This window comes from Rubricella aquisinus (assembly GCF_014199445.1).
GTDB lineage: Bacteria > Pseudomonadota > Alphaproteobacteria > Rhodobacterales > Rhodobacteraceae > Rubricella > Rubricella aquisinus.
Genome location: NZ_JACIJS010000003.1, coordinates 68,904 through 95,107, shown reverse-complemented (window position 1 = coordinate 95,107; position 26,204 = coordinate 68,904). Strand labels below are relative to the sequence as shown.

The 26,204-nt window shown below is 62.4% G+C and carries 25 protein-coding genes; 12 read left to right on the top strand and 13 right to left on the bottom strand.

Going from position 1 to position 26,204, the window contains the following annotated elements; translation table 11 throughout:
* Positions 1–93: 93 nt before the first annotated feature.
* The 11 genes from FHS89_RS05400 (at position 94) to FHS89_RS05350 (ending at position 11,513) form a co-directional block, all read left to right on the top strand.
* Positions 94–873, top strand: coding sequence for a hypothetical protein (locus tag FHS89_RS05400; RefSeq protein ID WP_184009341.1), 780 nt, complete (start codon positions 94–96; stop codon positions 871–873).
* A gap of 120 nt (positions 874–993) precedes the next feature.
* A complete protein-coding gene (uraH, locus tag FHS89_RS05395) occupies positions 994–1,356 on the top strand; it encodes a hydroxyisourate hydrolase (RefSeq protein ID WP_184009339.1) in 363 nt (120 codons plus the stop codon).
* Positions 1,356–2,762, top strand: a complete 1,407-nt coding sequence (xdhA, locus tag FHS89_RS05390; RefSeq protein WP_184009337.1) for a xanthine dehydrogenase small subunit — start codon at positions 1,356–1,358, stop codon at positions 2,760–2,762. The genes uraH and xdhA overlap by 1 nt, the downstream gene beginning before the upstream one ends.
* Positions 2,759–5,050 carry a xanthine dehydrogenase molybdopterin binding subunit gene (xdhB, locus tag FHS89_RS05385; RefSeq protein WP_184009335.1) on the top strand — a complete coding sequence of 764 codons (2,292 nt, stop codon included), beginning with the start codon at positions 2,759–2,761 and terminating at the stop codon, positions 5,048–5,050. The genes xdhA and xdhB overlap by 4 nt, the downstream gene beginning before the upstream one ends.
* The gene (gene xdhC / locus FHS89_RS05380) at positions 5,047–6,039 is read left to right on the top strand and encodes a xanthine dehydrogenase accessory protein XdhC (protein ID WP_184009333.1); all 993 of its coding nucleotides are present in this window, start codon (positions 5,047–5,049) and stop codon (positions 6,037–6,039) included. Before xdhB ends, xdhC begins: the two co-directional genes overlap by 4 nt.
* Positions 6,036–7,556, top strand: coding sequence for an ABC transporter ATP-binding protein (locus tag FHS89_RS05375; RefSeq protein ID WP_184009330.1), 1,521 nt, complete (start codon positions 6,036–6,038; stop codon positions 7,554–7,556). Before xdhC ends, FHS89_RS05375 begins: the two co-directional genes overlap by 4 nt.
* Complete coding sequence (locus FHS89_RS05370; protein WP_184009328.1) at positions 7,543–8,610, top strand: ABC transporter permease; 1,068 nt, start codon at positions 7,543–7,545, stop codon at positions 8,608–8,610. The genes FHS89_RS05375 and FHS89_RS05370 overlap by 14 nt, the downstream gene beginning before the upstream one ends.
* Positions 8,607–8,888: a hypothetical protein gene (locus FHS89_RS05365; RefSeq protein WP_184009326.1), complete on the top strand. Its 282-nt coding sequence runs from the start codon at positions 8,607–8,609 to the stop codon at positions 8,886–8,888. The genes FHS89_RS05370 and FHS89_RS05365 overlap by 4 nt, the downstream gene beginning before the upstream one ends.
* A complete protein-coding gene (locus FHS89_RS05360) occupies positions 8,879–9,811 on the top strand; it encodes an ABC transporter permease (protein WP_184009324.1) in 933 nt (310 codons plus the stop codon). Before FHS89_RS05365 ends, FHS89_RS05360 begins: the two co-directional genes overlap by 10 nt.
* Positions 9,812–9,872: 61 nt before the next feature.
* Positions 9,873–10,955, top strand: coding sequence for a BMP family ABC transporter substrate-binding protein (locus tag FHS89_RS05355; protein WP_184009321.1), 1,083 nt, complete (start codon positions 9,873–9,875; stop codon positions 10,953–10,955).
* A gap of 117 nt (positions 10,956–11,072) precedes the next feature.
* Positions 11,073–11,513 (top strand): NUDIX domain-containing protein, encoded by a 441-nt coding sequence (locus tag FHS89_RS05350; RefSeq protein WP_184009319.1) that lies wholly within the window; start codon positions 11,073–11,075, stop codon positions 11,511–11,513.
* Here FHS89_RS05350 and FHS89_RS05345 read toward each other — a convergent pair.
* On the bottom strand, positions 11,483–12,709 hold the full coding sequence (locus FHS89_RS05345) for a TCR/Tet family MFS transporter (protein ID WP_184009317.1): 1,227 nt from the start codon (positions 12,707–12,709) through the stop codon (positions 11,483–11,485). The genes FHS89_RS05350 and FHS89_RS05345 overlap by 31 nt on opposite strands.
* Before the next feature lie 52 nt (positions 12,710–12,761).
* Here FHS89_RS05345 and guaD point away from each other — a divergent pair, with 52 nt between their 5' ends.
* A complete protein-coding gene (gene guaD, locus FHS89_RS05340; protein ID WP_425502778.1) occupies positions 12,762–14,060 on the top strand; it encodes a guanine deaminase in 1,299 nt (432 codons plus the stop codon).
* 641 nt (positions 14,061–14,701) lie between these two features.
* Here guaD and FHS89_RS05335 read toward each other — a convergent pair.
* The 12 genes from FHS89_RS05335 to FHS89_RS05280 all read right to left on the bottom strand — a co-directional run bounded on the left by FHS89_RS05335 (position 14,702) and on the right by FHS89_RS05280 (position 26,153).
* Complete coding sequence (locus FHS89_RS05335) at positions 14,702–16,033, bottom strand: 8-oxoguanine deaminase (RefSeq protein WP_184009314.1); 1,332 nt, start codon at positions 16,031–16,033, stop codon at positions 14,702–14,704.
* 94 nt (positions 16,034–16,127) lie between these two features.
* Positions 16,128–16,763 (bottom strand): uracil phosphoribosyltransferase, encoded by a 636-nt coding sequence (gene upp / locus FHS89_RS05330; RefSeq protein WP_184009312.1) that lies wholly within the window; start codon positions 16,761–16,763, stop codon positions 16,128–16,130.
* Positions 16,760–17,743, bottom strand: a complete 984-nt coding sequence (add, locus tag FHS89_RS05325; RefSeq protein WP_184009310.1) for an adenosine deaminase — start codon at positions 17,741–17,743, stop codon at positions 16,760–16,762. The genes upp and add overlap by 4 nt, the downstream gene beginning before the upstream one ends.
* On the bottom strand, positions 17,740–18,930 hold the full coding sequence (locus FHS89_RS05320; protein ID WP_184009308.1) for a phosphopentomutase: 1,191 nt from the start codon (positions 18,928–18,930) through the stop codon (positions 17,740–17,742). Before FHS89_RS05320 ends, add begins: the two co-directional genes overlap by 4 nt.
* Positions 18,930–20,237: a thymidine phosphorylase gene (gene deoA / locus FHS89_RS05315; RefSeq protein WP_184009306.1), complete on the bottom strand. Its 1,308-nt coding sequence runs from the start codon at positions 20,235–20,237 to the stop codon at positions 18,930–18,932. The genes FHS89_RS05320 and deoA overlap by 1 nt, the downstream gene beginning before the upstream one ends.
* Positions 20,237–20,995, bottom strand: coding sequence for a deoxyribose-phosphate aldolase (deoC, locus tag FHS89_RS05310; RefSeq protein ID WP_184009304.1), 759 nt, complete (start codon positions 20,993–20,995; stop codon positions 20,237–20,239). Before deoC ends, deoA begins: the two co-directional genes overlap by 1 nt.
* Entirely contained in the window at positions 20,996–21,787 is a 792-nt protein-coding gene (locus FHS89_RS05305; protein ID WP_184009301.1) for a purine-nucleoside phosphorylase, read from the bottom strand. It lies immediately after the preceding gene.
* Complete coding sequence (locus FHS89_RS05300; RefSeq protein WP_184009299.1) at positions 21,784–22,170, bottom strand: cytidine deaminase; 387 nt, start codon at positions 22,168–22,170, stop codon at positions 21,784–21,786. The genes FHS89_RS05305 and FHS89_RS05300 overlap by 4 nt, the downstream gene beginning before the upstream one ends.
* Positions 22,170–23,135, bottom strand: coding sequence for an ABC transporter permease (locus FHS89_RS05295; protein WP_184009297.1), 966 nt, complete (start codon positions 23,133–23,135; stop codon positions 22,170–22,172). The genes FHS89_RS05300 and FHS89_RS05295 overlap by 1 nt, the downstream gene beginning before the upstream one ends.
* Entirely contained in the window at positions 23,135–24,223 is a 1,089-nt protein-coding gene (locus tag FHS89_RS05290) for an ABC transporter permease (RefSeq protein WP_184009295.1), read from the bottom strand. Before FHS89_RS05290 ends, FHS89_RS05295 begins: the two co-directional genes overlap by 1 nt.
* Positions 24,220–25,734: an ABC transporter ATP-binding protein gene (locus FHS89_RS05285; protein ID WP_184009293.1), complete on the bottom strand. Its 1,515-nt coding sequence runs from the start codon at positions 25,732–25,734 to the stop codon at positions 24,220–24,222. Before FHS89_RS05285 ends, FHS89_RS05290 begins: the two co-directional genes overlap by 4 nt.
* The gene (locus tag FHS89_RS05280; protein ID WP_184009291.1) at positions 25,731–26,153 is read right to left on the bottom strand and encodes a VOC family protein; all 423 of its coding nucleotides are present in this window, start codon (positions 26,151–26,153) and stop codon (positions 25,731–25,733) included. The genes FHS89_RS05285 and FHS89_RS05280 overlap by 4 nt, the downstream gene beginning before the upstream one ends.
* Positions 26,154–26,204: the final 51 nt, after the last annotated feature.

Below are 26,204 nucleotides of genomic sequence, written 5' to 3'. Positions count from 1 at the left end.
ATGGGCCAGCGCGGCTCAAATCACCAAGTGATCGGTTGCGGCTTTGCCCCATGCCCAATACATTCCGCGAGCGGGGGCCGAGGGAAGCGATCTATGACGGTCATGTATACAAAGATATTTGGCGAGCGGAATTGCGGTGCCACTTATCTTGCCAAGCTCATAGAGAAGAATTTTGCAACGGACCTTCTGCGCGGGGGGTTCGACCTTGATCGGCGTGTGCTGCGCCGGGTGCTGCAAACTGCCCGGCCACGGGATCGGCAGGCGCTCAACATCCAGCTTCAGGATCAGAACCACGAGCGGCTGCTTTATTCCGATTTCGGCTGGACCCACGCCGCGCCGCCGCTCGATATCGTGCGCTCCGCTCCGCATTCGGCGCATACGCTGTTTGTCGTTATCACCAAACATCCCGTGCATTTCCTGCGCTCCCTGCACGAGCGGCCAGACAACCCGCTGGCCAAGGTGGAAAGCCAGACATTCGAGCAATTCCTGCAAAGCCCATGGCCGCTGATGCAACGCGACGGGCTGGACATGGACGAACTGGAAACACCAATGGAACTTTGGAACCAGAAAATGCGCGGCTGTCTCGCCTTGCGCGATCTGTCTGAAAACGTGGTCCATATCCGGTATGAAGACCTCCTGAGCGATTTTCAGGAAACCCTCGGTTTTTTGGGAGAGCATATCCCAGCCGTCACCGACGCGTTCGCCCATGTGCGGCGCGCAACGCGGGGCGGGGATCAGCGGTATGAGGATTTCGCCCGCAAATACCGCTATGCGCGGATCAAGCAGGATTTTCGCAAACGCGATCTGGAATATATCTACCGCAAAGTCGATGCCGACACGCTGCGCACGCTGGGCTATCGCGAAGTGATGTAGGCGCGCGGCCCCCCGGTCACGCTTTCCCCAGATACCCCCCTTGCATTGCAGCGCAATATAGGGCGTCATTGTCCGCCGTGGGACGGGCACATGTCCTGCGCCAAGCAGACAGGGCAAAGCATGAGTGACAATCGCGGATTTCTGACAACCCATGTGCTGGACACCGCACGCGGCTGCCCGGCGGCGGGGATGGTCATTGACCTCTACCGGCTTGATGGCTCCGCGCGCACGCATCTGTGCCAAAAGGTGACAAATGCGGATGGGCGCACCGACGGGCCGATCCTGCCGCAAGACGCGTTTGAGACCGGCAACTATGAGTTGGTGTTTCAGGCCGGGGCCTATTTGCGCACGCAGGATGCGAGCCTGCCCGCGACCCTGTTTCTTGATGAAGTGCCGATCCGTTTTGGCATGGCCGAGGATGATCACTACCATGTGCCTTTGCTGATCTCCCCCTATTCCTTTTCGACATATCGGGGAAGCTGATGGCGATTTCCTTTATCCTCAACGGTCAGCGCGTGGATGTGGACGGGGTGCCGCCCACCACGACCCTGCTTGATTGGCTGCGGGAACGCGCGCGCCTCACCGGCACCAAGGAAGGCTGCAATGAGGGCGATTGCGGGGCCTGCACCGTGATGGTGACCGAGTTGGAGGGCGAACAGCTTTTGCACCGCGCGGTCAATGCCTGCATCCTGTTCCTGCCCCAACTGGCCGGGAAAGCAGTGCGCACGGTGGAGGGGATCGCGGCCCCTGATGGGCGGCTCCATCCGGTGCAAACCGCCATGGTGGCGCATCACGGCTCCCAATGCGGGTTCTGCACGCCCGGTATCGTGATGTCGCTCTATGCCGCGCACCGGACGGGGCGTGAGGATCATGACGATGTGTTGGCCGGGAACCTGTGCCGGTGCACCGGCTATGCGCCGATCTTGCGCGCGGCCGCGGCCGCCGCACAGGAGGCCCAGCCCGATTGGGAATGGGACGAAACCGCAGCCCTGACCCAATTGGCGGGCGAGGATATGGACCTCTCGGGCGCGATGCTGCCCGCAAGCCTTGATGCGTTGGCGCGCGCCTATGCCTATGAGCCGGAAGCGACGATTGTGGCCGGGGCCACCGATGTGGGTCTTTGGGTCACAAAACAGTTCCGCGCGGTCGAGCCGATGATCTTTCTGCACCGCGTCGCAGCGCTCAAACAGATTGAGCAGACGGAGGATGGGCTAAATGTCGGCGCGGGCGTCACGCTTGAAGCGCTTTTGCCGCACATGGCCGCGCGCCACCCCGATTTTGCGGAATTGATCCGGCGCTATGGCTCGGTTCAGGTGCGCAATGCCGCGACCATTGGCGGGAATATCGCCAATGGCTCTCCCATTGGGGACGGCTCACCCGCGCTGATCGCCCTTGGCGCCACGGTCACGCTGCGCAAGGATCGCGAACGGCGCACGCTGCCGCTGGAAGAATTCTTTATCGACTATGGCAAGCAGGATCGCGCGCCCGGCGAATTTGTCGAAAGCCTCTTTATCCCTGATCAGGAGGACGCGCTGCGCTGCTACAAAATCTCCAAACGGTTCGATCAGGACATCTCCGCCCTGTGCGGCTGTTTCGTGATCCGGCAGGCGGAGGGCGTGGTGAGCGAGGCGCGCATCGCCTTTGGCGGCATGGCCGGCACACCGAAACGCGCCACTAAAGTGGAGAACGCGCTGATCGGCCAACCCTTCACGCCTGAGACCATCGCAAAGGCCGCGGCCCGGATGGGGGATGACTTCACGCCCCTTTCCGATATGCGCGCCTCAGCGGAGTACCGGCTGCGCACCGCGCAAAACCTGCTAATCCGCTATTACGCGGAAGCAAGCGGCGATATGGGGGCAACGCGGCTTGTCGGGCGGGGGGCGGCATGAGCGTGCATCAGTCAAACAAGCATGACAGCGCGCCCCTGCATGTCACCGGGCAGGCCCATTATGTGGATGATATTCCGACACCCGAGGGCACGTTGCATCTGGCTTTCGGCACGTCCACTTGCCCGCATGGCCATATCACGCAGATGGACCTTGACCCGGTGCGCGCCGCACCCGGTGTCGTGGCGGTGCTGACGGATCGGGATATTCCGGGGCGCAATGACGTGTCGCCCTCCCCCACGCCGGAGCCGCTCTTGACCTCCGATCTGGTGGAGTATCATGGCCAGCCGATTTTCATCGTTGTGGCCACCAGCCATCTTGCCGCCCGTCGCGCAGCGCGGGCCGCGCGGATCGAATATGCCCCGCTGCCCGCGATCCTGTCGCTGGATGATGCCATCGCAAACCCGACCCGGTTCGACGCGGGCGGGAAAGAGCGGGTCTATACCAAGGGCAAACCGGAGATCGCGTTCGACAAAGCCCGCCATGTGATCAAGGGCAGCTTCGATCTGGGGGGGCAAGAACACTTCTACCTCGAAGGACAGGCAGCGCTGTGCATCCCCGGCGAGGGGGCGGAGGTCACGATCCTTTCCTCCACCCAGCACCCGACCGAAATTCAGCACAAAGTGGCCGAAGCGCTCGATATCCCGTTTCATGCCGTGACCACCATCACCCGCCGCATGGGCGGCGGGTTTGGCGGCAAGGAAAGTCAGGGCAATCATCTGGCCATCGCCTGCGCGTTAGCGAGCCGCGTCACGGGCCAAGCGTGCAAGATGCGCTATGACCGCGACGACGACATGGCGATCACCGGCAAACGGCATCCGTTCCGGCTGCAATACAAGGCCGGGTTTGACGAGGATGGGCGGCTTTTGGCGCTTGATATGACCCATTACGTCGATTGCGGCTGGTCGCAGGATCTGTCGCTGCCCGTGGCGGACCGCGCGATGCTGCACACCGACAATGCCTATCACCTTTCGGATGTGCGCATCACCTCGCACCGGCTAAAAACCAACACCTGTTCGCATACCGCGTTTCGCGGGTTTGGCGGGCCGCAGGGCATGGTGGGGATTGAGCGGGTGATGGAGCATATCGCCCAAACGCTTGGCCGTGATCCGCTCGAAATACGGCAGGTGAACTACTACAAGCCCGGCGCAGGCGGGCAGACCACACCCTATCATCAGCCCGTCACCGACAATATCATCCACGAGATCACTGAAGCACTGCTGGCCTCCTCCGACTATGCCGCACGGCGGGCAGAGATTGAGGCGTGGAACCGCACCTCCCCCGTCATCAAGCGGGGCATCGGCCTGACGCCGGTGAAATTCGGCATCAGCTTCACGCTCACCCACCTCAATCAGGCAGGCGCGTTGGTGCATATCTACACCGATGGCTCCATCCGGCTGAACCATGGCGGGACGGAAATGGGTCAGGGCCTGTTCACCAAGGTGGCCGCCGTCGCCGCGAGCGTGTTTGGCCAGCCGATTGATGCGGTCAGGATCACGGCGACCGATACGGCGAAGGTCCCGAACACCTCCGCCACTGCCGCGTCCAGCGGATCGGACCTTAACGGGATGGCGACCTATAATGCGTGCATGACGATCCGCGACCGGCTCGTGCATTTCGCCTCCGACTTTTTCGTGTGCGACCCCAAGGAAGTGGTGTTCCGCGATGGAATCGTGGATATCGCGGGCGCGGAGTTTCCCTTCGCCGATCTGGTGAAAGAGGCCTATATGGCCCGGATCAGCCTGTCGGCCACCGGCTTCTATGCCACGCCTGAGATTGCGTGGAACCGCGACGCGGGACGGGGCACGCCGTTCTACTATTTCGCCTATGGCGCGGCGGTATCAGAGGTGGCGCTGGACACCCTGACCGGGGAGAACCGCATCCTGCGCGCTGACATCCTGCATGATGTGGGCAATTCGCTGAACCCCGCGATTGATATCGGGCAGATTGAGGGCGGGTATGTGCAGGGCGCGGGCTGGCTGACGACGGAGGAGCTGGTCTGGCATCCTTCCGGCGCGCTCTGGACCCATGCGCCGAGCACCTACAAGATCCCGGCCTGTTCGGATCGGCCCAAAGTGTTCAACGTTGACCTTTTCGATGGGGAGAACCCAGCGCAGACCGTTTACCGCTCAAAAGCCGTGGGGGAGCCGCCCCTGATGCTGCCCATCTCCGTCGTGTCGGCGCTGCAACATGCGGTGGCGCAGGCGGGGGGCGATCCGCTGTTTGATCTGCCCGCGACGCCGGAGCGTCTGTTGAATGCCGTAGAGCGCGGCCATGGGCGCGGCTGGTGAGCGGGTTTGACCAGAGCGCCCTTGCCGCCGCCATCGCGGCGCATGGGCCTGTGGTGCGCGTGGTGATCACCGATTTCGCGGGGTCCAGTCCGCGAGAAACAGGTGCCGCGATGCTTGTATGGTCTGACGGTCAATCGGGCACGATCGGCGGTGGCGCGCTGGAATGGCAGGCGGCAGAGGCCGCGCGCAGATTGCTGGGCGCGGCTGAGCAGAGCCGGCGGATGCAGACCTACCCGCTTGGCCCCGCGCTTGGCCAATGCTGCGGCGGATCGGTGACGCTGCTGTCTGAACTCTATCACGACGCGGCGATGGGCGAGCCGCAGCAGGGCGCACCGGGCAGCGCCCCCGCCGGCTTTGTCGCGCGCCCGGTCACATCCGGCGATGCGCCCACCCGCGAGCTTGCCCCCCTGCCCCTTGGTGCGCGCCGCGCGGCACAGGCCATTCGGGACGGGCGCGGTCAGCCCCTGACGTGCGCCGATGGCTGGATCGTCGAGGCGCTGCGCCCGGCCAATATCCCGGTGTTCATCTATGGCGCCGGGCATGTGGGCCGCGCGATTGCCCACGCACTCCATGGTCTGCCGTTTGACGTGACGCTGGTGGATGACGCGCCCGCGCGCTTCCCCGATCCGGTTCCGGCCTATGTCAGCCCGCTGATGGCCGCCAACCCGGCAGAGGCTGTGCCATTGGCCCCGGCGCGGGCGGTGCATTTGGTGCTGACCTATTCCCATGCGCTTGATCTGGAGATTTGCCACCGCGTGCTGCAACAGCCCTTTGCCCATCTCGGCCTGATCGGTTCTGCCACGAAATCCGCGCGGTTTCGCAAACGGTTGGCGGAATTGGGTCACACGCCCGCGCAGATCGCGCGCCTTGCCTGCCCCATTGGCGACCGCAGCCTTGGCAAGGAACCAGCGGCCATCGCACTTGGGGTTGCTGCCGAATTACTGCGCCTTGCGCGCGCCCAAACCGCATCACTGGAGGCCACCGCATGAGCACGCTTCTTGACCTCACTGGCCTGCGCAAAGCCTATCCCGGCGTGATCGCCAATGATGATGTGAGTTTCGACATCGCACCGGGGGAGGTTCATGCGCTCTTGGGGGAGAACGGTGCTGGCAAATCCACGCTCGTGAAGATGATCTATGGCCTAGTGAAACCCGATGAGGGGCGCATGGTCCTCAATGGGGCGCCCTATGCGCCGACCCGCCCCGGCGACGCGCGCGCGCTTGGCGTGTCGATGGTGTTCCAGCATTTCTCGCTTTTTGAGGCGCTGACGGTGGCGGAGAATATCGCGCTGGGGCTGGATGAGAAAATCTCACCCAGCGTGCTCAGTCCGCGCATCACTGAAGTCAGCCGCACCTATGGCCTGCCGCTCGATCCCTCGCGGCTGATCGGTGATCTGAGCGTCGGGGAGCGGCAACGGGTGGAGATCGTGCGCTGCCTGTTGCAGAACCCGAAACTCCTGATCATGGACGAGCCGACCTCTGTTCTGACCCCGCAGGAGGTGGAAATCCTCTTTGCCACCTTGCGCAAACTCAGCGCCGAAGGGGTCGCGATCCTCTATATCTCGCACAAGCTGGAAGAAATCCGCGCGCTGTGTGATCGGGCGACCATCCTGCGCGGCGGAAAGGTCGTGGCGACCTGCACCCCACGGGACGAAACCGCGCGATCCTTGGCGGAGATGATGATCGGCACCACGTTGCGCAGCCCGGGCGCGCGGGATTTTCGGCCCGGCGCGGATATTCTTGAACTCAGGGAATTGTCGCTGTCCTCGGCAAGCCCCTTCGGCACGTCCTTGCGCGAGATTACCCTCGCCCTGCGGGAGGGGGAGGTGCTGGGCATCGCGGGCGTCGCGGGCAACGGGCAGGAGGAACTGCTCGCCGCCCTGTCGGGGGAGGCGCGCGTGCAGCCTGAGATGATCACGCTTGACGGTGTGGCATTGGGCCATATGGGGCCGAATAGGCGCCGCGCGGCGGGCCTTCTCGCCGCCCCGGAGGAGCGTTTGGGCCATGCCGCGGCCCCGGATATGAGCCTGACGGAAAACACCATGCTGTCCGCGCGCATCCGCCAGAAACTCGACACAAGCGGCGTGCTGAAATGGACCGCCACGCGCGCCTTTGCCGATGCGGTGATCAAGGCGTTCGATGTGCGCACACCGGGCAACGGATCGGCGGCGAAATCCCTCTCGGGCGGCAATTTGCAGAAATTCGTGATCGGGCGGGAGGTGATGCAAAATCCCCGCGTTCTGGTGGTGAACCAGCCCACATGGGGCGTGGACGCGGCTGCCGCCGCGTCGATCCGGGAGGCGCTGCGCCAGCTTGCCGCCGAAGGGGCGGCGGTGATCGTCATCAGCCAAGACCTTGATGAATTGATGGAAATGTCTGACACCCTGTCGATCCTCGCGGGCGGTCGCCTATCCGCCCCGCGCCCCACTGGCAGCCTCACGATCGAAGAGATCGGGCAGCGCATGGGTGGTCAAACCGCAGAGGAGCCCGCCCATGTTCCGGCTTGAAGCCCGCCCCCAGCAAAGCCGCGCGATGATGCTGGCCACACCGGTGCTTGCGGTGATCGCCACGATGATCGGCGGCGCGATCTTGTTCGTCCTCTTGGGCAAAGACCCGGTGGAGGCGATCCGCATCATCTTTATCGACCCGTTTTTCGATCCGTTCAGCCGCTCGGAATTGCTGGTGAAAGGCGCGCCTTTGGTGCTGATCGCGATAGGCCTGTCCTTTGGCTTTCGCGCGGGCATCTGGAATATCGGGGCGGAGGGGCAGTTCATCATGGGGGCCATTGCGGGCTCTGCCGTGGGGCTTGCGTTCTACGGCACGGCGGGGCTGTGGCTGCTGCCATTGATGGCGCTTGCCGGGATGTTGGGCGGGGCGGCCTATGCCATGGTGCCCGCAATCCTCAAGGTCCGGTTCAACGCCAATGAAATCCTTGTGTCGTTGATGCTGGTCTATGTCGCGGATCAATTTCTGCGCGCGATCGTGTCCGGCCCATTGCGCAATCCGCAGGGGTTCAACTTCCCCGAAAGCCGCCTGTTTCATGACAGCGCGGTGCTGCCGATCCTGTTTGACGGGACGCGGGTGCATGTTGGCGTGTTGGCCGCTCTCGTGGCGGTGATTGTCGCGTGGTTCGTGATGGAGCGGCATGTGATCGGCTATAACGTCAAGCTGCTGGGCGCGGCCCCGCGTGCGGCGGGCTTTGCGGGCGTCAAGCAAAAGCGGCTGACGGTGCTGTGCCTTGCGATATCGGGCGGGCTTGCAGGTCTTGCGGGCATGATCGAGGCGGCAGGCCCGTTTGGCCAGCTTGTCCCGACACTGCCGCAGGGCTACGGCTTTACCGCGATCATCGTTGCCTTCCTTGGTCGGTTGAACCCGTTTGGCATCCTTCTGGCAGGGCTTGTGATGGCGCTCACCTATATCGGGGGGGAGACGGCGCAGTTCCGGCTGCAATTGCCGGCGGCTGCAATCTCGACTTTTCAGGGAATGCTTTTGTTCTTCCTCCTTGGGTTCGATCTGTTCGTGAAATATCGCGTGCGCTGGGCGCGAAAGGGGGTCGCATGACACATGCTCATTCTTGGATGCCGCTTGCGATGGGGCCCGGGATGGGGCTGATGCTGCCCTTCATGATCCATGATGGCGGCGGAGCGATGTTTGTGCTGGCGCATGTGGCAGCAGCCCTGATCATCGCGAGCCTCGCGCTGGTCAGCCCGCGCCTGCGCCGGATGGCCCGCGCGCATCTCAACCGGGCGCATCTTATCCGCATGGGCGGTGGGATGGCCGTGGGCGTTGCCGCGATTTGCGCCTATTGCCTGATGATTGGAGGCTCCCATTGGATCTAAGCTCGCTTGACCCGATTGCATTGATCGTCTCGCTGGTGATTGCGGCCACGCCATTGGTGCTGGCGGCAACGGGCGAATTGCTTGTGGAGAAATCCGGCGTCCTGAACCTTGGCGTTGAGGGGATGATGGTGATGGGGGCCATCGCGGGCTTCATCGCGGCGGTGGAGACCGGGACGCCGTTCCTTGGGTTTCTGTTCGCTGCCATCGCGGGCGCGCTTTTGGCCTGTGTTTTTGGGGTGTTGACGCAGGTGTTTTTGTCCAATCAGGTCGCGACCGGGCTGGCGCTTACCCTGTTTGGCCTCGGCCTGTCGGCCCTTTTGGGACAAAGCTATACCGGGATGCGCCCGCCCCAGACGGAGCGCGCGGATATTCCCGTGCTGAGCGACCTGCCGGTGATTGGGCCGGTGGTGTTTTCCTATGACTGGATCGTTTATTTTTCCCTTTTTCTGGTGCTGGCGGTGTGGTTCTTCCTCAACAAAACGCGCGGCGGGTTGGTCCTGCGCGCGGTGGGCGAAAGCCATGATGCGGCCCATGCGCTTGGTTATAAGGTGATCCTGATCAGGCTTGGCGCCATCGCGTTCGGCGGCGCCTGTGCGGGGCTGGGCGGTGCGTATCTCAGCCTTGTGCGCGTGCCACAATGGAGCGAAGGCATGACCGCGGGCATCGGTTGGATCGCGCTGGCCATCGTCGTTTTCGCCAGTTGGAAGCCGGGGCGTGTGATCCTTGGTGCGTGGCTGTTTGGGGGCGTTACAATCCTTCAGTTGAACATGCAGGCGCTCAATGTTCCGATCCGCGCCGAATATTTGTCGATGACACCCTATCTGATGACGATTATCGTGCTCGTCATCATGTCATCCGACCGCAGACGCGCCGCGCTGAATGCGCCGGCAAGTCTTGGCCGGGTGTTCCATGCCTCATCCTGAGGCCAACAACAAAAGCCCGGGGATGCCCCTAACCCTTTTTGCAACACGGAGAGTGACAATTATGACGATCCTCAAAACCCTCGCCACGGCGGCGCTGGCCCTTGGGCTTGCCACCGGCATGGCATCGGCTGAAAGCCATGGCGAACCGACCAAGGTTGGCTTCATCTATGTTGGCCCGGTGGGCGATTATGGCTGGTCCTACCAGCACGATCAGGGCCGCATCGCGGTTGAAGAGCATTTCGGTGACAAGGTCGAAACGACCTTTATCGAGAGCGTGCCCGAAGGCGACAGTGAGCGCGCGATCCGCCAGCTTGCCCAATCCGGGCATGACATCATCTTCACCACCTCCTTTGGCTATATGACGCCGACGAACCGTGTGGCGGCGCAGTTCCCGGATGTGAAGTTCGAGCATGCAACGGGCTATCAGCGCAACACGCCGAACGTGTCCACCTATTCGGGCCGTTTCTACGAGGGCCGCACGGTGCAGGGCATCATCGCGGGCCACATGACCGAGACGAACACCATCGGCTATATCGCGTCCTTCCCGATCCCCGAAGTGATCCGGGGCATCAACGCATCCTACCTCGCGGCGAAATCCGTGAACCCGGATGTGGAATTCAAGATCATCTGGGTCTCCACATGGTTTGATCCGGGCAAGGAAGCGGATGCGGCCAACGCACTGATCGAACAGGGCGCGGACGTGATCCTGCAGCACACCGATTCCACCGCCCCGCTGACCATCGCGGAAGAGCGTGGCATCTATGGCTTTGGTCAGGCGTCCGACATGCTGGAGTTCGGCCCGAATTCGCGCCTCTCCTCCATCATCGACGATTGGGCACCCTACTACATTTCCCGCGTGCAGGCGGTGATGGACGGTACTTGGGAGAGCCAGGATACCTGGCACGGCATTGATGAGGGCATGACCTCCATCGGGTCGTTCAACCCGGTGATCCCGGCCGCGGTGCGTAAACAGGCAATGGACGCGGCGATCCAGATCGCGGCAGGCAACCTGCACCCGTTCACCGGCCCGATCAACAAGCAGGACGGCACACCGTGGCTCGCCGAAGGCGAGACGGCGGATGACGGCACGCTGTTGGGCATGAACTTCTATGTCGAAGGCATCGAAGGCTCGATCCCGAACTGATATGGTTCATGACATACGGAAAGGCCCGCCCCAGTTTGGCGGGCCTTTTTGTTTGTGGCTCCTGTGGGGAGCCTCCGGCGGGAGGTATTTATGGAAAAAAGAAATATGAAGGCACGCATGAAATTCCCACGGTTGAGCGTGCGGGCGTTGATCGTCCGGGAGGGGCGGCTGTTGATCGTGAACGCCTATCCCGGTCAGCAATCCGATCTGTGGTGTGCGCCGGGCGGCGGGGTGGAGGCCCATGCCTCCCTGCCCGATAACCTCAGGCGGGAGGTGCGGGAGGAAACCGGGATGGAGATCACCGTGGGCGGGCTTGCCGGTGTGAACGAGTTTCACGCCCCCGATGGCAGTTTTCATCAGGTCGATCTGTTTTTCCATGCAACGGCGGAGGGTGACGTGCGGCCCGGCTGGGAGGATCCCGAAGGCGTCGTCAATCGTTGGTCCTGGGTGACGGAGGCTGAACTCTTACAGCGTCGGCACAAGCCCGATAGCCTGTCGCGCATGGCCTTTGGCGGTGGCGCAGTGCCCTATGATCCCTTGGAAGTGATCGTATCCTGAACCCGCGCGCCCCGTGCCCGCACCAACAGGCCAAGGCAGATCGCGGTCAACACCCCCGCCGCCAGAAACGGGGCTGCGGGCAGATAGATCGGCGCATCCTCGCCCGAGAACGCGGAAAAGAGGTTCGTCATCAACAATGGCGACAGGATCGCGGCAATGCCCTGAAGGCTCGCCAACACGCCTTGCAGCGCGCCCTGCCGGTCATCAGGCGTTGCATTTGCCATGATCCCGTTGAGGGCCGGGCCCACGACCACGCCAAGTGCCATCACCGGCATCAGCATAAAAATCTGCCATGTCTGCGTGACAAACATGATGATCCCAAAGACCAGCATATCAATGGTCAGGCCGAACACCGCCGTGCCGTAATCTCCGATCTTTGCCAGAATGATCCGCATCAGCCCGCCCTGCACAATCGCCATGCAGATACCGAACGCGGCGAGCGAAATGCCGACCATGTTCACGTCCCAAGCGAAGCGTTCAATGGTGAAGAACGCCCAGATCGCGGGATAGATATTATGCGCGATCGTATAGAGGAACAGGATGAGCAAAAGCGGCCCAAGCCCCGGCAGGCTGCGCACCTTCATCACTGCGCGGATCGGATCGGCCTCCTTCCAGACAATCGGGCGCGGTGATTTCAGCGTCTCCGGCATCACGAAAAAGCCGAAGATCGCGTTGGCGAAACTCAAGGCGGCGGCCGCAATCACCGGTGCCTGATAGCCGAACTGCCCCAGATAGCCGCCCATCGCAGGCCCAAGGATGAAGCCAATGCCAAATCCAAGACCGACCAGCCCGAAATTCGCCGCCCGTTTATCGCGGGGGGAGATATCGGCGACATAGGCATTCGCGGTGGAATAGGTCGCCCCCGTGATCCCGCTGACGACGCGGGCGACGAACAGCAGCCACAGATAAGGCGCGAAGGCCGTGATCACATAAGCCAGCCCCATCCCCACCAGAGAGATCAGCAGGATAGGCCGTCGCCCGAACCGGTCCGACAGCGCCCCCACCAAAGGGCCGAACAGGAACTGCATCCCAGCATAGGTAAAGGCAAGCAGCCCACCCCACCGGGCCGCATCCGCCAAGCTGCCACCATCAAGCGCGCTGATCAGGTCCGGCAGCACAGGCATCAACAGGCCAATACCCATCGCATCCAGCATCACGGTGAAGATAATAAAGACGAAGGGCAGGCGGGACTTCATTCAGGGGATGCCTTAGACTTGGGAGAGACCACAGATAGGCGCGGCCACGATGATTTCACATATCCTGCTTGGACAAACTCTGCAATTCACCGGTTCCCCCTTTGCCGAACCAGTGGAGGCCGTCACACGTCACCTGCGGCATGGGGCGGTCGGCATACATGACGGGCGGATCGTGGAGGTCGGGGATGCCAGCCAGATGCGCGCGGCACACCCAAAGGCAGAGGTGACGGATATGGGCACCGCACTCCTCCTGCCCGGCTTTGTCGATGCCCATGCGCATTTCCCGCAAACCCGGATCATCGCAAGCTGGGGCAAGCAGCTATTGGATTGGCTGCAAACCTATACCTTCCCCGAGGAGGCCCGGTTTCATGATCCCGCTTATGCACGGGAGGTGGCGCGCGCATATCTTGATGCTTGCCTTGCGCATGGGATCACCTCTGCCGCCAGTTTCTGCACGATCCATCCCGAAAGCGTCGATGCCCTGTTCACGGAGGCAGAGGCGCGCGGGATGCGCATCGCCGCCGGGCGGGTGATGATGGACCGCAATGACCTCTACCCCGCGCTACAGGACAGCGTGCAATCGGCCCATGATGAGAGTGCAGCACTGATCGCGAAATGGCATGGGCGGGGGCGGCTGACCTATGCCGTGACGCCACGGTTTTCGCTGACCTCAACGCGGGAGCAGTTGGAGATGGCAGGCGCGCTTTGGGCCGCCCATCCCGGCACGCTGATGCAAACCCACCTGTCCGAGCAGGTGCCGGAGATCGCGCGAATGCACGAACTGTTCCCCGAGGCGCAGGATTACCTCAGCACCTATGAGACACGCGGGCTTATTGGCCCCGGCGCGATGATGGGTCATGCGATCCATCTGGAACCCCGCGAAATCGCGGTGATGCGGGACACGGGCACGGGGGTGGTGCATTGCCCGACCTCCAATATGTTCATCGGATCGGGCCTGTGTGATGTGGCAGGCCTGATTGCCGAAGGCATCCCGGTAGGGCTTGCGACGGATGTGGGCGGCGGATCGAGCTTCTCGATGCTGCACAGCATGGCCGCCGCCTATGAGGTGGGCCAATTGCGCGGCACGGCCCTGCACCCGGCACAGCTTTTGTGGCTGGCGACGGCGGGCAGCGCAGGCGTGATGCGGATGGGGGACAAAATCGGGACCCTCGCCCCCGGTTATGAGGCCGATATCATCGCACTCAACCTATCCTCCACCCCCATCATCGCGGGTCGTGCGGCACGAGCGGACGACATCTGGGAAGCTCTCTTTCCCACCATCATGATGGGCGACGATCGGGCTGTTGCGGGGGTATGGGTTGGCGGCAAATCGGTGTCCCGAAGAGTTTGATTATAAACCCTTGAAGAGTATCGCGGACAGACTTTCGGAAGTGGCCATACAAAAATGTGTTATATCGATTTATTTGAAAAATGATGAGCAATACGTGCAGCTAGAACTGTTTGGGAAACACCATGCCGATATCTCTAAAAAAGATTATGCTTCTGACAATCGCCTATCTCGCATTTATTTGGCTGCCTGGCTGTACAGAAAGTCAATCCGCTGCTAAACGCGATCAGCTCTTTCTGGTAAGATAAAATTAGTTCGATTAATATTTTTTTATGGTAGGCGTAAAGAGATATCCCTTCTCCGAGACGAGATAAATGCATACAGTATTTCGCGAAGGCGAAATTTCAATTCGACCGTCAAAATCAACACATGGAATATTTAATTACCGTTTTTAGGGATCCCACTTCATGGGCAGAGCGCCGGTTTGCGGCAAGGCATGGCTCTGCCTATCCGCTTCCCATCCATACTATTAAGTATTACCACAACGTCGTCCTTGGAGTTGAATATCAGACGAATAATGCTGATCCGTTTTGGTCCGGGATGTTAAGGCAAATTGAGGCGGAACGATGAGTTTCGAGTGAGGTCGCTTTTCACTGGCGCGATAGGGAACCAAATTGTTCAGTGATCTCTAAGACACAGGCGCCTTAGTCCACCAACCCCAACGCCAGTTCCCGCGCCCGCTCCGCGACAGCCTCCTGATCGACCGTCACCATCCGCCCGTCGCGCACGATCTGTCGACCTTCAACCAGCAGGTGCCGCACGCGAGAAGGGCCGCACAGGATCAGCGCTGCCACCGGATCCCATGCGCCCGCGGCTTCCACACCTGACATATCCCAAATGGCGATATCTGCGCGCATCCCCGGCGCAATCGCCCCCACATCGCGCCGCCCCAGCACCTGCGCGCCGCCGAGGGTGGCGATCTCCAGTGCCTCCCGCGCGGCCATTGAGTCCGCGCCATTGGCGACGCGCTGCAACAGCATCGCTTGCCGCGCCTCCCCAATGACGGAGGCTGCATCGTTCGACGCTGATCCATCCACGCCAAGGCCAACCGACACACCCGCATCCCGCATCGCCCGCACTGGCGCAATCCCGCTGCCCAACCGGCAATTGGAACAAGGGCAATGCGCGACACTCGTCCGAGTGCGGGCAAAGAGGTCAATCTCCGCCCCGTTCAGCTTCACGCAATGCGCGTGCCACACGTCCTCCCCGGTCCAACCCAGACTTTCCGCATATTGCCCTGGTCGGCAGCCGAATTGCGCTTGCGAATAGGCCACGTCCTCGTCGTTTTCCGCCAGATGTGTATGGAGCATCACGCCCTTGTCCCGCGCCAGGACCGCCGCATCCCGCATCAGGTCGCGACTGACGCTGAAGGGTGAGCAGGGCGCGATCCCGACGCGCACCATCGCCCCCTCGCGCGCATCGTGATGGGCATCCACCACCCGGATGCAATCCTCCAGAATGGCGCGTTCATCCTCGACCAGCGCATCGGGCGGCAGCCCGCCTGCACTCTCCCCGATGCTCATGGCACCCCGCGTCGGATGAAAGCGCAAGCCCACCTCCGCCGCCGCCGCGATTGTGTCATCCAGCCGCGACCCGTTGGGGTAGAGATAGAGGTGATCCGAGGTTAACGTGCATCCGGTCAACGCCAATTCACTCAGGCCCAACTGGGTGGAGACGAACATCTCCTCCGGCCCGAACCGCGCCCAGATCGGATAGAGCGTCTTGAGCCAGCCAAACAGCAATGCATCCTGCCCACCCGGCACGGCCCGGGTCAGCGATTGATAGAGGTGGTGATGCGTATTGACCAAACCCGGCGTGACGACACAGCCTGTAGCGTCGATCACCTCGGCACCCGGCGCGTCGACTTCGCCAATGGCTTTGATGACCCCATCCGCAATCAGCACGGAGCCGCCAAAAATCTCCCGCCGCGTTCCATCCATCGTCACGATGACATCGGCATTGCGGATCAGGATCATTTCACTTTCTCCAAATATGCCCCGCCGGAGGTATAAGACCTCTTTCCGGTGCGCCAGCACCGGCCCAAAGGGAGCGCAGCGACGTGCGGGAGCGCTATTTCGTGCCGAACATCCGGTCGCCCGCATCGCCGAGACCGGGGATGATATAGCCAACGTCGTTGAGCCGCTCATCCACCGCTGCCGTCACGATGGGCACATCAGGATGGGCCTCTTTCATCCGCGCGATCCCTTCCGGGGCGGCCAGAAGGCACATGAAACGGATGTCTTTGGCCCCCGATTTCTTCAACAGATCAATCGCCGCGGCAGAGGAATTGCCCGTGGCCAGCATCGGGTCCACCGCGATCACGCGCCGGTCCCCCATCTCTCCCGGCACCTTGTAGTAGTATTGCACTGGCTGGAGCGTTTCCTCATCCCGGTAAAGCCCGACAAACCCGACCCGTGCCGATGGGATCAGTTCCATCACCCCATCAAGCAGCCCGTTGCCCGCCCGCAGGATCGAGATCAGCGCGAGCTTCTTGCCCTTCAGCGTCGGGGCTTCCATCTCCTGCAGAGGCGTGTCGATCACCTTGGTCGTCAGCGGCAGATCGCGCGTCACCTCATAGGCCAAGAGGTGCGATATCTCCCGCAACAGCTGGCGAAACACTGCCGTGGGCGTGTCGCGCTCCCGCATCAGGGTGAGTTTGTGCTGCACCAGCGGGTGATCGACAACGGTCAGATGTGGGGTGGTCATGGGGCGGTCTCCGTAAATTGGGTCATCAGGCGGGTGCGTGTCGCATCGTCGCAAAAGGCGGCCTCCATGGCCAGCCTGTTGGCGGCATCGAAATCCGCGCGGGTCCAGCCGAACACCCGGTTCATCATCTCGTATTCATGGGTCATCGTGGTGTGGAAATAGGGCGGATCATCGGTCGAGAGGGTCACTTTCACCCCTGCATCGCGCAATCGCGCGACCGAATGATCGGCCCAATCATCATAGACGGACAGAGCGATATTGGAGCCGGGGTTCACCTCCAGCGTGATCCCTTCGGCCACCAGCCGCGACACCAGATCCGTGTCCTCGATGCTGCGCACGCCGTGGCCGATCCGGGTCACGCCCAGATGATCCAGCGTGTCGCGCACGCTCTCCGGCCCCACGACCTCCCCCGCATGGGAGGTCAGGCCAAGCCCTGCCTCACCCGCAATCGCGAAGGCTGGTGCGAAATCGGCGGCTGTAAGGTATCGCTCCTCCCCGCCCATGCCGAACCCGGTCAGGCGACCGCCCACACTGTCAGCCGTGATCCGCGCGTCGCGGATCGCTTTCGCTGGCCCCAGATGACGAATAGCGGTCGCAATCCAGCGGCACTCCACCTCGGGGACCGCATCGGCCCCCTCATCCAGTGCCGCAAGGTACTCTTGCCATGCCACCGGATCGCCGCCACCGCAAAAGTCAGGCGAAATGAAAATCTCCGTGTAGATGACACCGTGTTCAGCACTCTGCCGCAACACCGCCTCCGCCAATCGGCGGAACGCATCGGGGGAGTTCAAGACCGTGCAGGCGCGGGTGTAGCAGTCCAGAAACTCGGCGAAATCCGTCCATTGGTATTTGCCAAACGCATCGAACACGCCGTTCAACTCCACCCCCTGCTCTACCGCCAGTTCCTGAATGAAAGCGGGCGGGGCCGCGCCCTCCAGATGCAGGTGCAGCTCGGTTTTGGGCAGGGTTTGCCAGTTCATAGGATGCTCTTTCCATGGGCACCGGGGGCAAGGCCCAGATGCGCGGCCAGTGTTTCCCCCACATCGGCAAACCCGCAAAGTGGCAGCCCACCCGCGCCCTGCCCCGCGATCAGCACCGGCACCCGTTCCCGCGTGTGATCGGTGCCGCGCCATGTGGGGTCATTGCCGTGATCGGCCGTGATGATGAGCATATCGCCCTCACGCATCCGGCCCGTGATCTCCGGCAGGCGCGCGTCAAATGTCTCCAGCGCGCGGGCATAGCCCGACACGTCGCGCTGATGCCCATATAGGCTGTCAAACTCGACATAATTGGCGAACACGAAATCACCATCGCGCGCCTCCTCCATCAGGCGCACGGCCTGATCGACAAGGCCCATGTCATCCTTGGCCTTGAACACCTCCGTGATGCCCTGATGCGCGAAAATATCCCCGATCTTGCCCACGGCGAGCGTGCGCCCGCCAGCCGCGACCACCCGGTCGCACAGGGTCGGCTCAGGCGGGTTGATCGCGAAATCGCGGCGGTTCGGGGTGCGTCTGAAATCCCCCGGCGTACCCACGAACGGGCGTGCGATCACCCGGCCCACGCGCATCGGATGCACCAGTTCGGCCACCGTTCGGCACACATCGTAGAGCCGCTCCAGCCCGAATGCCTCCTCATGAGCCGCAATCTGGAACACGCTGTCCACGGAGGTATAGCAGATCGGCATCCCGGTCCGCAGATGCTCCTCCCCATACTCATTCATCACTGGCACGCCCGAGGAATGCTTGTTCGCGAGGATCCCCGGCAGGCCCGTGCGTTCCAAGATTTGTGCGGTCAAATCCTCCGGGAATGCCGGGATCGTGGTTGGGAAATAGTGCCAGTCCCATGGCACAGGCACGCCCGCGAGTTCCCAATGGCCTGACGGCGTGTCCTTGCCTTGGCTGACCTCCGTCGCGGCGGTCCAGCGGCCCTGCGTTGGGGCGCTGGGGCATACCCCGTCAATGGCCAAGGCCATCGCGTGCCGCAAGCCCAGCGCATCAAGATTTGGGGTCATCAAGGGGCCGGATCGGCCCTCCTCCGCCTGCCCAGCCGAACACGCAGCAGCAATGTGGCCAAGCGTATTAGCCCCCTCATCACCGAATTGCGCGGCATCCGGTGCACCACCGCAGCCAACCGAATCCATCACGAGCAGGAAGGCGCGCGCCATCAGCCGATCCTCCCCTTGAGGGTCGGATAATCGGGCTTCGGCTGATCCTCGATTCGGTAGGCTTGGCGCAGGCGCGCCTCCGCGCGGTCAGCGTCGGCTTCGGATTTGGCATGGATGCGCGCGATGGGGGCTTCCTCATCGACGAGCGCCCCGCGCCCGGCCAGCATGTCGAGACCCACCGAATAATCAATCGGATCAGCGGCGCGCACGCGCCCACCGCCAAGCTCCACCACCGTGAGCCCCACGCCGCGCGTGTCAATCCGGGTGACGTAACCGGGCCTTTCGGCATGAATATCCCGCTTGACCGGGGCAACAGCGAGGTGCCGCTCGAAATCATCAAGGAACCCGACCGGGCCGCCAAGGGCCGCCACCATCTTGTCGAACCGTTCCGCCGCCGCGCCGGAGCGGAAGGCGGCTTCCATCTTCGCGCGGCCCTCCTGCGCCGAGGCTTCGATGCCGGAGAGGTAGAGCGCCTCCCCGCCCAGCGCGACCGTCACGTCCCATAGGCGCGGGTCTATGTCCTCCATCAGCAGGAAGGACGCGGCATTCGCCACCTCAAGCGCATTGCCTGCTGCCGTTGCCAATGGCTCGTTCATATCGGTGATCAGCGCGGAGGTGTTGCAGCCCGCGCCATTCGCGACCTCCACCAAGGAGCGCGCAAGCCCGTCCGCATCCTCGGGCGTTGCCATGAACGCCCCCGTGCCGACCTTCACATCCAGCACCAGCGCATCCAGCCCCGCCGCCAGCTTTTTGGACAGAATAGACGCGGTGATCAGGTCGATGCTTTCCACCGTCCCGGTCACATCGCGGATGCCGTAGAACCGTTTGTCGGCGGGCGCGATATCGGGGGTTTGACCAATGATCGCGCAACCGACCTCTTTCGTGACTTTATAGAGCAGGTCCAGATCGGGCTGGGTGCGGTATCCCGGAATGCTGTCGAATTTATCGAGCGTCCCGCCCGTATGCCCCAACCCCCGGCCAGAGATCATCGGCACATAGGCCCCACAGGCCGCAAGCGCTGGCGCCAGCATCAGGGACACGTTATCGCCCACGCCGCCTGTCGAATGCTTGTCGATCACCGGGCCGTCGAGATCCCATTTCAGCACGGTGCCGCTGTCGCGCATCGCCTCTGTCATCGCGACGCGTTCATCCATCAGCATCCCGTTGAGAAGGATCGCCATGGCCATGGCACCGACCTGCCCCTCCGTGATGCTCTCATCCGTCAGGCCCTGAATGAAGAAGCGCACCTCATCGGGTGTCAGCCGCTCCCCATCGCGTTTCTTGACGATGACCTCCTGCGGCAGCATCAGTAGCCGCTCCCGACGGTCGGGGCCGCGTTGCCGTCAAGCGTGGCCAGAAACGCGCTCAAAACCCCGCTTGCCCCGATGCGGAAGGTCGTCGGGCTGACCCAATCCTCTCCCATGATCTCCGCACATAGGTCGAGATAGGCCGCCGCGTCCTCCGTCGTGCGGATGCCACCTGCGGGTTTCAGACCCACCGGATCACCGCTGTCGCGGATCGCCTCCAACAGAATGCGCGCGGCCTGCAAGGTCGCGTTGACCGACACTTTCCCGGTTGAGGTCTTGAGGAAATCGGCCCCGCCCTCCAGGGCTTCTTCTGCCGCCGCGCGGATCAACTCCGCTTCACCCAGAACGCCCGTCTCTAAGATCGTTTTGACGCGCGCTTGCCCTGCGGCCTCTTTCACGCGGGCGGTCGCGGCGGTGATCTGGTGGGTCTGTCCCTCCATCAACAAAGGGTACGGCACGACAAGGTCGATTTCATCCGCGCCATCGGCGACCGCCTGCCGCGTCATGTCGATCACGCCCTCGATCGCTTCCATCCCGCTAGGGAAATTCACGACCGTGGCAACCCGCACGCCTGTCGTGCGCAACTTGGAGCGTGCGGCCTTCACGAACCGCGGCCAGATACACACCGCCGCCGTGTTGCCATGTGGGGTCAGCGCGCGTTCACACAGCGCGAACACGTCCTCCTCCGTGCAGTCATCATTGAGGTTCGTCAGGTCCAGACAGGCAAGGCCCATCGCCGCCGCGTCACGCAATTCCATTCATTCGCCTTTCACATAGGCCCGGATCAGGGCGCTAAAGGTCTCTTTCGCTTTCGCGGATTCGGTTTTCGTCTCGTCATGGCTGAGCGCCTCGCCGGACAGGCCCGCGCCCAGATTGGTGATGAGGCTGACCGCCGCGACCTTGAGCCCGATACGGCGGGCAAGGATCGTCTCGGGCACGGTGGACATGCCAACCGCATCGGCCCCGAGCATCCCAATCATCTTCACCTCCGCCGGGGTCTCGAATGACGGGCCGGAGAACCACGCATAAACGCCCTCTTTCAGGTCCACACCCGACGCCCCCGCCGCGCGGCGCAACCGCGCGCGCAGGTCAGGGTCATAGGCATCGACCATATTGACGAAACGCGCATCCTCCGGGTCACCGATCAAAGGGTTCATGCCCGAATAGTTGATGTGATCGGTGATCAGCATCAGCGATTGCGGCGGCAGGTCCATCCGGGTGGAGCCAGCGGCGTTGGTGAGCAAGAGGCTCTCTGCCCCCATACCTTTCAGCAACTGGATGGCAGGTTGCATCACCTTCGCGTTGCCTTGCTCATAGTAATGTACCCGGCCCGACAGGATCGCGATGCGCCGCCCTTCCATGGTGCCAACGACAACCGCGCCTGCGTGGCCCGACACGCCGGACACCGGCATTCCGTCCAACGCGCCAAAGGGGATGCTCACCGCGTCCTCCAGCGTGTCGGCAAGGCTGCCAAGGCCGGAGCCAAGGATCATACCCATCTCAATCGGGGCGTCGCCCGCGCGATTGCGGATCTCTTCTAGCGCACTCATTCCATGTGCTCCTGACTGAACGCACCGGGCAGCAATTCGGCGACGGTGGTCTGTTGGGATTTTCCCGTACTGCCCATCATCGTGACACGCGCGCCCGGCCCTGCGAATTCCGCAATCTTTTGACGGCAGCCGCCACAGGGGGTCACGGGCATCTCGGAGGAGGCGATCACGACGACTTCGGTGATCTGGCGCCCGCCCGCTGCGGCCATCGCAGCAATCGCACCTGCCTCGGCACAGGTGCCCTCCGGGTAGGCCACGTTTTCCACGTTACAGCCAGCGAATACGCCCGCATCCGTGCGGATCGCGGCCCCGACCTGAAAATCGGAATACTTGGCATAGGCATTGGCCTGCGCCGCCTTTGCCGCTTGGATCAGATCATCCATTATCGTTCCTTTACGTAAGCCACACCGCCCGCCTTGGGCGCGCGGGCCTTGCCGATGAAGCCCGCGAGCAGCACGACCACAAGCACATAGGGCAGCGCCTGAATGAACTGCACTGGCACCTCACCCACCAGCCACAATTCGCGGCCCTGAAGCCGCGCCTCGGACGCGTCAAGAAAGCCGAACAGCAGGCACGCAAACATTGCCTGCACGGGCCGCCATTTCGCGAAAATGAGGGCTGCGAGCGCGATAAACCCGCGCCCGGCGCTCATATTGTTTACAAAGCCCGCATTGAGCGCCATCGACAGCGTCGCCCCGGCAAGCCCGCACAGGATGCCGCAACAGATCACCGCCTGATAGCGCAGCCGGATCACGGAAATGCCCGCCGTATCCACCGCTGCCGGATTTTCACCCACCGCGCGCAGGCGCAGGCCAAACCGGGTGCGAAACAACACATACCATGTGAACGGCACCGCCAGAAACGCCATATAGACAAAGCTCGGCTGGTTCAGCAGCACATCCGCGAGCGGCCCGATCACTGGCACGCCCTCCAGCCTATCGGCAAAGAACAGCGGGAATTCACGGAACCGCCCGTCCTCCGGGATTTGCGGCGTGCGCCCGCCCATGCTGAACAGCGCGTTGCCGATTACGGCGGTCAGGCCTGCGGCAAGGAAATTGATCGCCACGCCAGACACGATCTGATTGCCCCGGAAGGTGATGCAGGCGACCCCGTGGATCAGCGCGAAAAACACCGACACCATCACCGCGATAAAGAGCGCGATATACGCATCCCCAATCAGCACGCCCGCCGCCGCCCCGGCAAAAGCAGACGCGAGGATTTTGCCCTCAAGCCCGATATCGAACACGCCCGACCGCTCAGAATAAAGGCCCGCAAGACAGGCCAAGAGCAAGGGCGTGGCACTGCGCAGGGTGGAGTCGAAAAAGGATATCCAGAACCCGAAATCCATCACGCGGCCTCCCCTGCAAAGAATTTGGCGACCATGGGTCGGAACATGAACTCCATCGCCCCCGCAAACAGGATCACGAGGCCCTGAATGACCACGATCATGTCGCGGTTGATGCTTGGCATCTCAAACGCAAGCTCGGCCCCACCCTGATAGAGCATCCCGAACAGAAGGGCTGCAAAGATGATCCACAAGGGGTGCGAGCGGCCCATCAGCGCCACCGCGATGCCGACAAACCCGGCCTGTTGCGGAATGTCGAGGAACACGCGGTTCTGCTCCCCCATCACGGGATTGAGCGCCATCAGGCCCGCGAGCGCCCCGGAGATTGCCATCACGATCACCACGACGCGGGTGGTGGATATCCCGGCATAGCGCGCGGCCTCCGGGTTCGCGCCAAAGGTCCGCACCTCATACCCGAACTTGGTGCGCCAGATGAGGATATAGACGAACACACAGGCCGCCAGCGCCACCAGCACCGACACATTCGCCGGGCTGCCCGCGATCCCCGGCACCAGACCATCGAGCCAAGTGAGCTTGGGCAGCCATGCCGATTGCTCGAACGTGCGCGATTGCACGGCCATGTTCGACGGTGTCTTGAGGAAATTCACGATCACATACACCATCAGCGAAAAGCTGATGAAGTTGAACATGATCGTGGTGATCACGACATGCGCGCCGCGTTTGGCATAGAGGTATCCCGGGATCGCCCCCCAAATGCCGCCAAACAGCGCCCCGCCCAGCATGGCAAAGGGCAAAATCCCCCACCATGGCAGTGTGCTATCAAGCGCCAGACAGGCCAGCCCGACGCCAAGCCCGCCGATATAGGCCTGCCCCTCGCCACCAATATTGAACTGGGAGGCATGGAACGCCACGGCCACGGCCAGCCCCGTAAAGACGAAATTCGTGGTGTAGAAGATCGTGTAGCCGATCCCCTCCCCATAGCCGAAGGCGCCAAAGAGGATATGCCCCACGGCCTCCAGCGGGTTTTCCCCGATGGCCACGACCACAAGCCCCGCGATCAGAAACGCGGTGAGCAGGTTGAGGATCGGCAACAGGCCGAAATCGACCCAACCGGGAAGTTGCTTGTTCATTCCGCTGCCTCCTCTGCGCGTACGCCGCTCATCAACAGGCCCACTTCACGCTCTGTCGCGGTGGGGGGCAGTTCGCCCATGATCTCGCCCGCGAACATCACGAGGATACGGTCGCTCAGGGCGCGGATCTCATCCAGTTCGACCGACACAAGCAGGATCGCCTTGCCGCTATCGCGCAACTCGATCAGCCGCCGATGGATCGCCTCGATCGCGCCCACATCCACGCCGCGCGTGGGCTGGCCGACGATCAGCACATCGGGGTCTTGCTCAATCTCGCGCGCGATGACGATTTTCTGCTGGTTCCCGCCGGAGAAATTGGCGGCTTTGAGGTACGGGTCAGGCGGGCGCACGTCATAGCGTTCCATCTCTGCCTTGGTTGTCTCAAGGATCGCGGCGCGGTCAAGGAACATGCCCTGCCCGAATTTCGCCTCCCGCTGATACCCGAGGATGGTGTTTTCGCGGGCCTGAAATTTGGTCACGAGGCCCATCTTGTGCCGATCTTCCGGCACATGGCCAAGGCCGGGGCGCGGGCGCCACGGAGTGTCCTCCGCATCGCAATCCAGATGCACCTCACCGCTGGCAATCGGGCCGATCCCGGCGATGGCCTCCAGCAATTCGGACTGGCCGTTGCCGGACACGCCCGCGATGCCCACAATCTCCCCCTGCCGCACATCGAAACTGACGTTCTTGAGCCGGGTCACACCCAATTCATCCACCACCGTCAGGCCCGATACGCTGAGTTTCACCGCGCCGGGATTGGCTGGCCCCTTATCGACGCGCAACAGGACATGACGGCCCACCATCAATTCGGCCAATTCATCCACGCTGGTATGCGCCGTCTGGCGGGTGGCGACCATTTCGCCCTGTCGCATGACGGACACGTCATCGGTGATCGCCATGATCTCCCGCAATTTGTGGGTGATCATCATCACCGTCTTTCCCTGCGCCTTTAGCTGTCCAAGGATGCGGAACAGGTGGTCGGCCTCGTCAGGGGTCAGCACGCCCGTGGGTTCGTCAAGGATCAGGATTTCGGCCCCCCGATAGAGCGCCTTGAGGATTTCCACCCGCTGTTGCAGGCCCACGGGCAGGTCATCCACGACGGCATCCAGATCGACATGCAGCTCGAATTCCCGCTCCAGCCGTTCAAGCTCCTTGCGGGCTGCCGCGCGCCCTTTGTTGAGGAACGCACCGCCCTCAGCGCCGAGCATGATATTCTCCAGCACCGTGAACGGCTCCACGAGCATGAAATGCTGGTGCACCATCCCGATACCGAGCGCGATGGCCTGATCGGAGTTCTTGATTTTGACCACGGTGCCATCGACGGCAATCGTGCCCGCATCCGCCTCATAGAAGCCATAGAGGATCGACATCAGCGTGGATTTGCCCGCGCCATTCTCCCCGATGATCCCGTGGATCGTCCCCTTCTCGACCCTAAGGTCAATGTCCTTGTTCGCATGAACCGGGCCGAAGCTCTTGGAGATGCCTTTCAGCTCAATGGCGGGTGCGGTCATGGATGGTGTGCTCCTGTCGCTGCAACAAGTTCGACCGTATTGCCCTCCGGGTCTGAGGTGAAGACCCCGCGCCAGCCTGTCCAGTCAAAATGTTCAATCCGGTAAGCCTGCCCGATCTCATTATACCACGCAATCGCGGCCTCCTGTTCGGCATAAGGCAGGCTAAGCGCCAGATGATGCAGCGACGATCCCTTTCCGGTGGCGGGCAGATCATCGGCAAACAGGGCAAGCACGGTCGTATGCCCGGCAACTCCCCCCTGCGCGACCCGGAAGAACTGGATCTTTCCGTTATTCCGGGTGGCATAGGGGGTCAGCCCGATCACATCGCGGTAAAACGCGGTCATCGCAGCCATGTCATGGCACCGAATGGCAACCTCACCAAGGCCGCCAATGGTGAAAGGGGGGCGTTTCTCAGTCATGATGCACATTTTACCAAGCGGTCAAAAAATGCAACAAGGAGTTAACGCCTC

Bases quoted from the DNA above. Each gene is read 5' to 3' on its own strand.
- deoA (WP_184009306.1), bottom strand. From the start codon at position 20,237: ATGCTGCCGCAGGAGGTCATCGTCAAGAAACGCGATGGGGAGCGGCTG.
- xdhB (WP_184009335.1), top strand. From the start codon at position 2,759: ATGAGCGTGCATCAGTCAAACAAGCATGACAGCGCGCCCCTGCATGTC.
- FHS89_RS05355 (WP_184009321.1), top strand. From the start codon at position 9,873: ATGACGATCCTCAAAACCCTCGCCACGGCGGCGCTGGCCCTTGGGCTT.
- FHS89_RS05320 (WP_184009308.1), bottom strand. From the start codon at position 18,930: ATGGCGCGCGCCTTCCTGCTCGTGATGGATTCGGTTGGCTGCGGTGGT.
- FHS89_RS05300 (WP_184009299.1), bottom strand. From the start codon at position 22,170: ATGGATGATCTGATCCAAGCGGCAAAGGCGGCGCAGGCCAATGCCTAT.
- FHS89_RS05350 (WP_184009319.1), top strand. From the start codon at position 11,073: ATGAAATTCCCACGGTTGAGCGTGCGGGCGTTGATCGTCCGGGAGGGG.
- FHS89_RS05280 (WP_184009291.1), bottom strand. From the start codon at position 26,153: ATGACTGAGAAACGCCCCCCTTTCACCATTGGCGGCCTTGGTGAGGTT.
- FHS89_RS05400 (WP_184009341.1), top strand. From the start codon at position 94: ATGACGGTCATGTATACAAAGATATTTGGCGAGCGGAATTGCGGTGCC.
- FHS89_RS05290 (WP_184009295.1), bottom strand. From the start codon at position 24,223: ATGAACAAGCAACTTCCCGGTTGGGTCGATTTCGGCCTGTTGCCGATC.
- add (WP_184009310.1), bottom strand. From the start codon at position 17,743: ATGAACTGGCAAACCCTGCCCAAAACCGAGCTGCACCTGCATCTGGAG.
- FHS89_RS05365 (WP_184009326.1), top strand. From the start codon at position 8,607: ATGACACATGCTCATTCTTGGATGCCGCTTGCGATGGGGCCCGGGATG.
- deoC (WP_184009304.1), bottom strand. From the start codon at position 20,995: ATGGAATTGCGTGACGCGGCGGCGATGGGCCTTGCCTGTCTGGACCTG.
- FHS89_RS05375 (WP_184009330.1), top strand. From the start codon at position 6,036: ATGAGCACGCTTCTTGACCTCACTGGCCTGCGCAAAGCCTATCCCGGC.
- uraH (WP_184009339.1), top strand. From the start codon at position 994: ATGAGTGACAATCGCGGATTTCTGACAACCCATGTGCTGGACACCGCA.
- upp (WP_184009312.1), bottom strand. From the start codon at position 16,763: ATGACCACCCCACATCTGACCGTTGTCGATCACCCGCTGGTGCAGCAC.
- FHS89_RS05370 (WP_184009328.1), top strand. From the start codon at position 7,543: ATGTTCCGGCTTGAAGCCCGCCCCCAGCAAAGCCGCGCGATGATGCTG.
- FHS89_RS05295 (WP_184009297.1), bottom strand. From the start codon at position 23,135: ATGGATTTCGGGTTCTGGATATCCTTTTTCGACTCCACCCTGCGCAGT.
- FHS89_RS05335 (WP_184009314.1), bottom strand. From the start codon at position 16,033: ATGATCCTGATCCGCAATGCCGATGTCATCGTGACGATGGATGGAACG.
- FHS89_RS05345 (WP_184009317.1), bottom strand. From the start codon at position 12,709: ATGAAGTCCCGCCTGCCCTTCGTCTTTATTATCTTCACCGTGATGCTG.
- FHS89_RS05285 (WP_184009293.1), bottom strand. From the start codon at position 25,734: ATGACCGCACCCGCCATTGAGCTGAAAGGCATCTCCAAGAGCTTCGGC.
- xdhA (WP_184009337.1), top strand. From the start codon at position 1,356: ATGGCGATTTCCTTTATCCTCAACGGTCAGCGCGTGGATGTGGACGGG.
- FHS89_RS05305 (WP_184009301.1), bottom strand. From the start codon at position 21,787: ATGAGTGCGCTAGAAGAGATCCGCAATCGCGCGGGCGACGCCCCGATT.